Genomic DNA, 10,777 nt, shown 5'->3' with positions numbered 1-10,777 from the left:
TTTTTTAAACTGTTTTATTTTTATTGATATTTTAAAATAAGATAAGGTTTTTCCGATGAATATGTCACGGCCAATTCTTTATAGTGTCAATTTAACAGATGCGCAGGAATTTGAACTTGTCGATATTATCAGTAGCCACGCTGTCCGGTTTGGCTTTGAGTATTACAGTTTCGTTATGCGTATTCCCCAGTCGCTGACACGACCGCAAATTCAAGGGTTCAATAATTACTCAGAACAATGGCGCAGTTATTATGCGCGTAATGAGTGTATCCTGACCGATCCTGCTATTCAGCAGGCCATGCGCAGTTCCAAGCCTGTGGTCTGGACTGAAAAACTTTATCATCAGAATAAGCTGCTTTGGCAGGAGATGAAGCGGGACGGGCATTCTGTCGGCGTTACCCAGTCCTGCTGGGGCCCGCAATCCGTTGCCGGTTTTTTGTCTTTCAGTCGTGCTGCGGAGCCGGTCAGTAAAACTGATCTGAAAGAGATGGAGCAGGAGCTTCATCAGCTCAGTCAGTCCCTGTTTGCGCGTTTTTATGATCTCTACCGTCTGGATGAGGCTTATAATACGCAGGATCAGATTATTACGCTGCGCGAGCGGGAAATATTACGCTGGACCGGTGATGGTAAAACAGCGGAAGATATTTCCATCATTTTGAATATCACGCCGCGCACCGTGCATTTCCATATGAACAATGTTCTGAACAAGCTGATTGTTTCCAACAAAGTTCATGCGGTGATGAAGGCGCACCTGATCGGCCTGTTATAAACAAAAACGCCGCCGCAAAACGTGCGGCGGCTCTCTGTAACGCAGGCTGTTTCCGGTTATTTGTAACGGGACAGGCCAAGATCAGATGTATCGATATCAGGCTGTTTGCCGGAGATCAGATCGGCCATAACGCGGGCAGAACCGGCAGACATGGTCCAGCCGAGTGTGCCGTGTCCGGCGTTGATATAGAGATTGTCATATTTGGTGGCACCGATAATCGGTGTAGAATCCGGTGTCATCGGACGCAGGCCAGACCAGAATGTTGCTTTGGACAGGTCACCGGCACCGCCGAACAGACCGCCGACCGAGAGTTCCAGCGTTTCACGGCGTTCCGGCAGCAGACGGGTTACATAGTCTGTTACCTCAGCCATACCGCCGACGCGGATACGGTCGCCAAGACGGGTAATCGCGATCTTATAGGTTTCATCCAGAATGGTGGAAACCGGTGCACGTGATTCATCAATAATCGGCACAGTGATTGAATAGCCTTTTACCGGATAGATCGGCACATTAAGGCCAAGGCCCTTCACCAGCTGCGGGGTGAAGCTGCCGAGTGCAGCAACATAACGATCTGCGGTGAAAGTGCCTTTATTGGTTTCAACCGCAACAATCTTGCCGCTGTTGAGCTGAAAGCCCTTGATGTTCACATTGTAATGGAACTTTACACCGAGATCTTCAGCCATTTTGGCGAGTTTATTGGTGAAGGTGAAGCAATCACCGGTGCCGTCATCCGGCATGCGCAGACCGCCGGTAATCATGTGCTTAACATGGGCAAGGGCAGGTTCTGCCTGTGTGCAGCCTTCCGCATCCAGCACTTCAAATTTAATGCCGTCCTGACGCAGGCTTTCAATATCTTTGGTCATAACCGCGTCAAAGTCTTTTTGACTGCGGAACAGCTGCAATGTGCCTTTTGAGCCGTCATCATAGGTAATGCCGGTGTCCTTGCGCAGTTCGGTCAGGCATTCGCGGCTGTAGTTCGAAATGCGCAGCATGCGCGCTTTGTTGATCGAATAAGCGGATGCTGTGCAGTTAGCCAGCATCGACAACAGCCAGCTATACATTGCCGGATCACAGGTCGGGCGGAAAATCAGCGGAGAATGTTTTTTGAACAGCCACATCGCCGCTTTCTGCGGAATGCCCGGTGCAGCCCAAGGGGTGGAGTAGCCATAGGAAAGCTGACCGGCATTTGCAAAGCTGGTTTCCAGCGCTGGTCCTTCCTGACGGTCAATGACGGTGACTTCATGACCTGCTTTCGCCAGATAATAGGCGGTAGTAACGCCGATAACACCGCTGCCGAGAATTGTAACTTTCATGGTCTGCCTCTGTCATAGCTTGTCTGATCCTGCGTGTGCAGGGTTGAATATCCGTCAGGCAAGAATGTCGTTAATGTAAATACGATGATATCTGTTCCCGAGAGATGTCAGTATCTCATAGGAAATTGTGCCAGCTTCCTGCGCCACTTGTTCCAGTGTCTGGTGCGGGCCGATCAGTTCCACAAGACTGCCAAGCTTCAATGTGCCTTCCGGCAATGCGCTGACATCAAGCGTAATTGAGTCCATCGAGACGCGGCCGATAACCGGCAAGCGCACATCACCGTACCAGGCTGAGCCTTTGTTGCTCAGGTGCCGTGGCCAACCGTCCGCATAGCCGACTGCAATGGTCGCAATGCGGGTTTCAGCCTTTGTTTCATAGCTGCCGCCATAACCGACCAGCGTGTTTGCCGGTACTGTGCGGCACTGTATGACCCGCACCTGAAGCGACACAACCGGTTGCATCGGGTTTGGTCTGTTTTCCTGCGGTGCGCCGCCATAGAGCGCAATGCCCGGACGCGCCAAATCAAAATGATAGTTGTGCTCCATAAAGCTGCCGCCGGAATTGGAAAAAGCAACAGCGTAATGCGGCAGTAATTTCAGTGCGGCCTGCAGGCGCTCAAGCTGTGCATGGTTTTGCGGGCTTTGCACATTATCACCAGCGGCCAGATGACTGATGATGAATTTAACATCAATCGCTTCCAGCAAAGAGAGGTTTGCAAGCAGCTCCTGCAATTCCTGCTCGGACAGGCCGAGACGCGACATGCCTGTATCCAGTTGCAATAACGCGGGAAGTTTGCGGTTCAGGCTGCGGCTCAAGTCTACCCAGTTACGCACTTGTTCCAGAGAGTTTAGCACGGGAACAATGTTACTGTCTGCGCAGAGTTTTTCAGTCCGCGGCTGCAGGCCGTTGAGCACATAAATAACAGCGTCTTTGCCGATATGCGGTTGCAGCTTTAGTGCTTCACTTAAGTGAGCTACGAAAAAATCGCGGCAACCGGCAGCATAAAATTGCGGCGCAACTTTATCGGCGCCAAGGCCATAGGCATCCGCTTTGACAACGGCAGCAGCACGCGTCGGGCTAATGGCTTTCGAAATGATTTGATAATTTGCACGCAGAGCGGCCAGATCAATGGTGAGAACGCCGCCCGCTGCCAGTGCTTCCGGGTTATCGGAAACCGCAGTTTCAATGGTCGCAGTTGCGGCTGCATTTTGATCGGTAACTAACACAGACATATACATTTCCGCATTGCCATAGTTTGACACGCTGTGGTGGTTACGCGGGGCGCAGAACATCGCAGAGCAAGCAAACAAATTTTATAAGAGGCAGCATCGTTTCAGCGCATATCATGATGCGCGAAATACTGAGCCGGTTCTCTCTCCCTGAATGCAAGTGTAATCGAATAGTCTTCGAATGTTTTTGCTATTTTTCGTATTTTATGCGAATTGTAGTTAAATTAGCACGATAAAATACTGAGAATTGGAATATTCTGCGTGTCGACCTTAGATGCCATTGATCGCAATATTATCCGCTGTCTGCGCCGTGACGGGCGTATGACCAATAGTCAGCTGGCGACAGAGGTGGGTTTGTCGCAGTCCGCATGCCTGCGCCGCGTGCAATTGCTGGAGACGAGCGGCGTTATTCGCGGCTATACGGCTATCGTTGCTGCACCCGATGCCGATGACCGTCTGGTGGCGCTGGTGCGCATCACGCTTGAACGGCAGACGGAAGAATATCTCAATAAGTTTGAAGAAGCGGTGCGTCGTCATCCGGAAATTCAGGAATGCTATCTGATGACCGGTGATGCGGATTATATCTTGCGTGCCGAGGCCGAGAATACGGCGGCCTATGAGGTAATTCACAAGGAAATTCTCTCACGTTTGCCGGGCGTTGTGCGCATTCACTCCAGTTTCTCAATCCGTAGTGTATTGCTGAGCAGAGCGCCGGTGAAATAAGCAGCGCTCTGTCTAAATTAGTCTTTGTGCAGGATTGAGGCATCCACATCCGTGATACGGCGCTTGCCGCAGAGCGCCATCGTCATATCCATTTCGCGGGCAATGATTTCCAACACTTTTGCAACACCGGGTTTGCCCATCGCGCCCAGACCATAGAGAAACGGTCTGCCAATATAGGTGCCTTTTGCACCGAGAGCTACGGCTTTCAGCACATCCTGACCAGAGCGGATGCCGCCGTCGAGATGAATCTCAATCTTGTCGCCGACTGTATCAACAATGCGTGGCAGCATGGAGATAGATGATGGTGCACCATCCAGTTGGCGGCCGCCATGATTGGAGACAATAATGGCATCGGCGCCGGTTTTGGCGGCCATCAGCGCATCTTCTTCATCGAGAATGCCTTTGAGGATCAGCGGGCCGCCCCAGAGATTTTTGATCCACTCCACATCATCCCAGTTCAGCTTGGGATCAAATTGCTCGGCAGTCCATGAGGACAAGGACGATAAATCACTGACACCCTTGGCGTGACCGGCAATATTGCGGAAGGTACGGCGCTGTGTGCCCAGCATGCCAAGACACCATTGTGGGCGGGTCATCATTTGCCAGATATGTTTCGGTGTGAATTTTGGCGGGGCAGACAGGCCGTTACGCAAATCTTTATGGCGCTGGCCGAGGATTTGCAGATCGAGAGTCAATACCAGTGCGGAGCATCCGGCAGCTTTGGCACGCTCGATGAGATTACGTACAAAGTCACGGTCTTTCATCACATAGAGCTGGAACCAGAACGGCTTTTTCGTTGCAGCTGCCACATCTTCAATCGAGCAAATGCTCATGGTGGATAAGGTAAAAGGGACGCCGAATTCTGCCGCAGCCTGCGCAGCCAATATTTCCCCGTCAGCATGCTGCATGCCTGCAAGCCCTGTGGGGGAAAGCGCCAGTGGCATAGCCACATTCTGGCCGATCATTGTTGTGGCTAATGAACGGTCGGTCATATCCACCAGCACACGCTGGCGCAGTTTGATTTTGGCAAAATCGCTTTCATTTGCCCGATAGGTGGACTCTGTCCATGCACCGGAATCAGCATAATCGAAAAACATTTTAGGCACGCGCCGTTGTGCCAGTTTTTTCAGATCTGCGATTTCAAGAACGATGCTCATGGCGGTTGCTTTCTAAATTCTTTATTCAAATGGCTCATATCAGCTCAATTTGAGTGTGTCAGGATTGAATATACTATGAATTACAGAATGATCCGCTATGTTTCCTGTTATCTGAAGGTATTTTAAAGGTTGAGAATATGGTGATCAGACGACGCGGATACATTCTTCTCACTGTTCCTGTCGCGGCCATTCTTCTTACCTCAGTCTATGCCGTGTCTGCGCAGACGGCTAAAAACACTCAAAATTCGGTTTATGATGCGCATCGTGCGGCGGTGCGTGCGGAAACAGTTCGCGCAACTGAGTATCGCCCGCAACTGGTTCTGACCGGCACTGTTGCTGCGCGCAATCTTATCAATCTGGCTTTCAGGGCTTCCGGACAGGTGACGGAGCGCATCGCCGATGTCGGGCAAAAGGTTGAGGCGGGGCAGTTGCTGGCGCGCATTGATGCCGTAGAGCAACAGGCGGGTTTGCGCTCGGCGCAGGCTTCGCTGAATGCCGCGCGGGCGCAGCTGATACAGGCAACGGCCAATTATACCCGCCAAAAGGCTTTGCTGGAGCAGGGTTTTACGACCCGCAGTCAGTTCGGCACGGCGGAGGAGACCAAACAGCGGGCGGAAGCCGCGCTGATCGGTGCTGAAACCCAGATGAAAAATGCACAGGACATGATGGGCTACACCGAGTTGCGCGCCCCGAAAACCGGCGTGGTAACGGCACGTAATATTGAAGCCGGACAGTTGGTGCAGGCAGCGCAAACGGCCTATGTGATTGCGGCTGACGGCGAACGCGATGCGGTTTTTGACGTGCAGGAAGCGCTGGCCGCCCATGCGGAGACAATGGAGCAGAAAGACGGGTTGGAGGCTTTGCCACAGGTGCGGTTGTCGCTGGTTTCTGATCCGTCTGTGATTGCGACCGGCCATGTGCGCGAAATTGCACCGGTGGTCAATGCCATGACCGGTACTGTGCGGATCAAAGTTGAGCTGGATACTCCGCCTGAGGCTATGACACTGGCTGCGCCTGTGACCGGCAGCTTGCAAATGCCGGCCGTGCGCGCGGTGGTTTTGCCGTGGAGCGCGATGACATCACAGGCCGGAAAACCCGCCGTATGGGTTCTTGATCCGCAGACAAAAACGGTCACCTCGGCGCCTGTGCGGATTCTGGATTATGAGCGGGAGAAAATTATTGTTTCTGAAGGCTTGCAGAACGGACAGATGGTGGTGACACACGGCGGCCAGATGCTTGGTGAAGGGTCTGTTGTTGATCTTGTGCCGGCCGGTGAACAGAAAGCGACACAGTAATGCAGTCTGACGGAATGAAACTGAATATGAAGCGCAGGATTTTCAGTGCTGTTGCCGCTGGTTCATTATCTGTGTTGCTGGTCGCTTGCGGTGAGCAGGGCGAAGGCGAAAAAGAAGCGGCTATCCGGCCTGTTCTTTATGTGACTGCGCAGGCTGAACATTCGCAGCAAAACGGGTTTGCGGGAACAGTAGAGCCGCAATTCAGCACAGACTTTGCCTTTCGTGTGTTGGGCCGTCTGATACAGCGTGATGTTGATGTCGGAGATTTTGTTGAAAAAGATCAGGTTGTGGCGATGATTGACCCTGCCCAGCTGGATCTGAACTTGCAGGCCGCAAAGGCAGATATGGCCAGTGCTGAGGCGCAATATGCCAATGCCGATGCAACTGAAGGCAGACAGGCGCGCCTTCTGGCCATGCGCAGTATTTCTCAGGCCATGTATGACAGTGCGAAACAGGGGCGCGATACGGCGGCCGCTGAACTGGAAAAAGCGCGTGCAGCCTTGCGAAAAGCGCAGGATGAGCGTGGTTTTGCGCAGTTGAAGCCTGATTTCTCGGGTGTTGTCTCAGCGGTTAATGCCGAGGTCGGACAGGTAGTATCGGCAGGGCAGAGCGTTGTAACCGTAGCGCGGCCTGATGTGCGTGAAGCTGTGGTGGATGTGCCTGACAATATTGCCGCAACGGTGAAGCAGGGGGATAAATTCCTGATCTTTTTACAGGCTGATCCAAGGGTGCAGGCAGACGGGCATGTACGCGAAGTCGCCCCGCAGGCAGACAGTGCAACCCGTTTGCGACGGGTGAAAATCACACTGGATAAAGTTCCGGAAGCCTTCCGGTTAGGAACGACGATTACTGCATTACGCAGCAATGGCGGCAGTCAGCAGCAGATTGCTCTGCCTGTTTCAGCGCTGCTTGAACAGGACGGCAAAAATTATGTCTGGGTGGTTGATCCGCAAAGCCAGACCGTGCGCCGTCAGGAAGTCGGCGTGAGCAACCGCAATGATACGGATTTTATTGCGCAGGGCGTGGAGAACGGCCAGCACATTGTGCGCGCAGGCGTGAATAGTTTGCAGGACGGGCAGAAAGTGAAATTGCCTCAGGGGGCGGGACAATGAAAAAATTCAACCTCTCTGACTGGGCGCTTAATCACCGTTCTCTGGTCTGGTATTTTATGCTGGTGTTTTTGATTGCAGGCGTTTTCGCCTATATCAATCTCGGACGCGAGGAAGACCCGCAATTTACCATCAAAACCATGCTGATACAGGCAAACTGGCCCGGTGCATCGGTTGAAGAAACCATCAATCAGGTGACAGACCGGATTGAGAAAAAGCTTCAGGAACTGGATAGTCTAGACTTTACCAAGTCGGTTACAACGCCCGGAAAAGCGGTTATTTTCGTCAATCTGAAGGCAACAACCAAAGCGCGGGATGTGGAGAAAATCTGGCTCCAGACCCGGAATATGGTCAATGATATTAAGGGGAATTTCCCCGAAGGTGTTTATGGGCCTTATTATAATGATCGCTTTGGCGATGTTTACGGCAATATTTATGCCTTTACCGCGGATGGTTTAAGCCATCGCGAGTTGCGTGACTATGTGGAGACTGTGCGCACTCAGGTCTTACAAGTGCCGAGTGCGGGTAAGGTTGACCTGATCGGTGCGCAGGATGAGGTCATTTATCTCGAATTCTCTTCCCGTCAGGTTGCGGCTCTGGGGCTTGATCAGCAGGCTATTTTAAAGAGCCTGCAGGATCAGAACGCGATTACACCATCCGGTGTGATTAATGCAGGGGCTGAGCGGGTTTCTGTGCGCGTGAGCGGGCAGTTCACATCCGAGGAGAGCCTCAGATCGGTTAATCTGCGAGTGAATAACCGCTTTTTCCGCCTCAGTGATGTCGCTGAGATTAAGCGTGGTTATACCAACCCGCCGGAAAGCCTGTTTCGTGTGAATGGCGAACCGGCAATCGGGCTGGCCATTGGTATGAAACCGAATGAGAACCTGCTGGATTTTGGCGCAGCGCTCAGTTCATTGATGAGCCGCGTTGAAGGAGAATTGCCGGTTGGCATCAGTGTGCATCAGGTAGCCGATCAGCCGGATGTGGTTGATGAGGCGGTTTCCGGTTTCACCAAAGCCTTGTTTGAAGCGGTGATTATCGTTCTGGCGGTAAGCTTTATCAGCCTTGGCGTGCGTGCCGGATTTGTAGTGTCGCTGTCGATCCCGCTGGTGCTGGCGATTACATTTCTGACCATGCAATATATGGATATATCCTTGCAGCGCGTATCATTGGGTGCGCTGATTATTGCGCTCGGCCTGTTGGTCGATGATGCGATGATTGCAGTGGAAATGATGGTTGCACGGCTTGAGGCGGGCGATCCGATCAATAAAGCCGCGACCTATGTCTATTCCCATACGGCTTTTCCGATGCTGACAGGAACACTGGTGACGATTGCCGGTTTTATTCCGATCGGTCTCAATACCAGTCAGGCGGGTGAATATACCTACACGCTGTTTGTAGTGATTGCCGTTTCGCTGGTGGTGTCGTGGGTTGTCGCGGTACTGTTTGCTCCGCTTCTCGGCGTTACTATTCTGCCAAAGGTTATGAAAAAGCACGAAGAAAAGCCGCGCCGTGTCGGCAAGGCTTTTGCCCGTGCATTGCTGTGGTGCATGCGTCATCGCTGGATAACGATCTTTGCAACGGTTGTTTTGTTTATCGTGTCGCTTGGCGGTATGACGCTGATTGAACGGCAGTTCTTTCCGTCGTCTGACCGGCCGGAACTGGTGATTGATTGGAAGCTGCCGGAAAACAGTTCGATTGCCGAGACGCAGGCGCAGATGCTGCGCTTTGAAGAAACCATGCTCAAAGGCAATGAAGATATTGATCACTGGAGCAGCTATATCGGGCAGGGCGCAGTACGTTTCGTGCTGACTTTTGATGTGCAGCCGGTCAATCCTTATTTCGGGCAGATGGTTATTGTTGCCAAGGATGTGGAGGCGCGTGACCGGCTGAAGCAGAAATTCGATGCGGTCTTGCGCAAGGATTATATCGGCACTGATGCATTCGTGAAGTTTCTGGAGCTGGGGCCGCCGGTTGGCCGTCCGGTGCAATATCGTGTCAGCGGGCCGGACATTCAGACTTTGCGCGGTCTCTCGCACCAGATCGCCGGTATTATGGCACAGGATGAACGTCTGGGCGTGGTGACTTATGACTGGAACGAACCGGCGCGTGTGGTGCGGGTTGATGTATTGCAGGATAAGGCGCGTAAGCTCGGCGTATCCTCCAAAGATATTTCGATGACGCTGAATAGTGTGGTTGGCGGACTGGCAATCACACAGGTCCGCGATGCGACTTATCTGATTAATGTTGTGGTGCGGGCGCAGGCACAGGAGCGAGACCGGATTGAAACCCTGCGTAATCTGCAAATAGGCACGGGCAACGGGGATTCCATCCCGCTCGCGTCGATTGCCAATTTCCGTTACGAGATTGAGCAGCCGGTTGTCTGGCGCCGTGACCGCCTGCCGACAATAACAGTCTCTGCCGGTATTCTTGATAAGACCATGCCGGATACTGTGGTTGAGCAGATGAAGGGGCAAGTGGATGCATTTACGCAAAAACTGCCGGCCGGATATTCTGTGCACATTGCCGGTACGGTTGAGGAAAGCGCCAAAAGTCAGGGGCCGATTGCAGCCGTTGTGCCGTTGATGCTGTTCGTGATGGCGACGATTCTGATGATCCAGTTGCAGAGCTTTCAACGGTTGTTTCTGGTGGTGGCTGTTGCGCCGCTTGGTCTGATCGGGGTGGTGGCTGCCTTATTGCCAAGCGGCAAGCCACTTGGCTTCGTGGCTATTCTCGGCGTGCTGGCACTGATCGGGATTCTGATCCGCAACTCGGTGATCCTGATCGTGCAGGTGGAGGATCATATTAAAGAGGGGATGCATGCTTGGGATTCTGTTTATCAGGCTTCCCAGCATCGTATGCGCCCGATTGCACTGACCGCTGCCGCTGCCAGTCTGGCGCTGATCCCGATTTCCCGCGAGGTGTTCTGGGGGCCTATGGCCTATGCCATGATGGGGGGGATTATTGCCGGAACAGTGATTACGCTGCTGTTTTTGCCCGCGCTTTATGTGGCCTGGTTCAGGGTTAAAGAGCCTGAATCTCAGGAGCCGGACGCTGTGCCGGATGAAACAACAGTTCAGCCCGCTGTATAGCAGCCCGGGCAGAAATTACGGGGCGGTTTTCCTAAAGGGAAGCCGCCCCGTCTTTTTAATTTGTCATCGATTATTCATTTGTCATTGGT

At 52.7% G+C, this 10,777-nt stretch carries 8 protein-coding genes; 5 read left to right on the top strand and 3 right to left on the bottom strand.

What is annotated here, in order from left to right; translation table 11 throughout:
• The first annotated feature begins 55 nt into the window (after positions 1 to 55).
• On the top strand, positions 56 to 769 hold the full coding sequence (locus P8H26_RS09435) for an autoinducer binding domain-containing protein (protein WP_289632673.1): 714 nt from the start codon (positions 56 to 58) through the stop codon (positions 767 to 769).
• 56 nt (positions 770 to 825) lie between these two features.
• On the opposite strand, the gene P8H26_RS09430 is transcribed toward P8H26_RS09435, so the two are convergent.
• Positions 826 to 2,082 (bottom strand): D-amino acid dehydrogenase, encoded by a 1,257-nt coding sequence (locus tag P8H26_RS09430; protein WP_289632672.1) that lies wholly within the window; start codon positions 2,080 to 2,082, stop codon positions 826 to 828.
• A 54-nt stretch (positions 2,083 to 2,136) separates the two neighbouring features.
• A complete protein-coding gene (gene alr / locus P8H26_RS09425) occupies positions 2,137 to 3,315 on the bottom strand; it encodes an alanine racemase (protein ID WP_289632671.1) in 1,179 nt (392 codons plus the stop codon).
• A 258-nt stretch (positions 3,316 to 3,573) separates the two neighbouring features.
• On the opposite strand from alr, the gene P8H26_RS09420 reads away from it, so the two are divergent.
• Positions 3,574 to 4,035, top strand: coding sequence for an Lrp/AsnC family transcriptional regulator (locus P8H26_RS09420; RefSeq protein ID WP_289632670.1), 462 nt, complete (start codon positions 3,574 to 3,576; stop codon positions 4,033 to 4,035).
• A gap of 17 nt (positions 4,036 to 4,052) precedes the next feature.
• Here P8H26_RS09420 and P8H26_RS09415 read toward each other — a convergent pair whose 3' ends face one another.
• Entirely contained in the window at positions 4,053 to 5,192 is a 1,140-nt protein-coding gene (locus tag P8H26_RS09415) for an alpha-hydroxy acid oxidase (protein WP_289632669.1), read from the bottom strand.
• A 137-nt stretch (positions 5,193 to 5,329) separates the two neighbouring features.
• Between P8H26_RS09415 and P8H26_RS09410 the strand changes: the two genes are divergently transcribed.
• Genes P8H26_RS09410 through P8H26_RS09400 form a run of 3 tightly spaced genes read left to right on the top strand, consistent with a single transcriptional unit; the run spans position 5,330 to position 10,688 of the window.
• Complete coding sequence (locus tag P8H26_RS09410) at positions 5,330 to 6,487, top strand: efflux RND transporter periplasmic adaptor subunit (protein ID WP_289632668.1); 1,158 nt, start codon at positions 5,330 to 5,332, stop codon at positions 6,485 to 6,487.
• A gap of 14 nt (positions 6,488 to 6,501) precedes the next feature.
• Positions 6,502 to 7,599 carry an efflux RND transporter periplasmic adaptor subunit gene (locus P8H26_RS09405; RefSeq protein ID WP_289632667.1) on the top strand — a complete coding sequence of 366 codons (1,098 nt, stop codon included), beginning with the start codon at positions 6,502 to 6,504 and terminating at the stop codon, positions 7,597 to 7,599.
• Complete coding sequence (locus P8H26_RS09400) at positions 7,596 to 10,688, top strand: efflux RND transporter permease subunit (protein ID WP_289632666.1); 3,093 nt, start codon at positions 7,596 to 7,598, stop codon at positions 10,686 to 10,688. Before P8H26_RS09405 ends, P8H26_RS09400 begins: the two co-directional genes overlap by 4 nt.
• Positions 10,689 to 10,777 lie beyond the last annotated feature (89 nt).

The sequence above is a fragment of the Pseudochrobactrum sp. sp1633 genome, from assembly GCF_030376605.1.
Classification (GTDB): Bacteria; Pseudomonadota; Alphaproteobacteria; order Rhizobiales; family Rhizobiaceae; genus Pseudochrobactrum.
The sequence above is the reverse complement of the archived record's forward strand: the minus strand, read 5'-3'. Positions and strand labels throughout refer to the sequence as shown.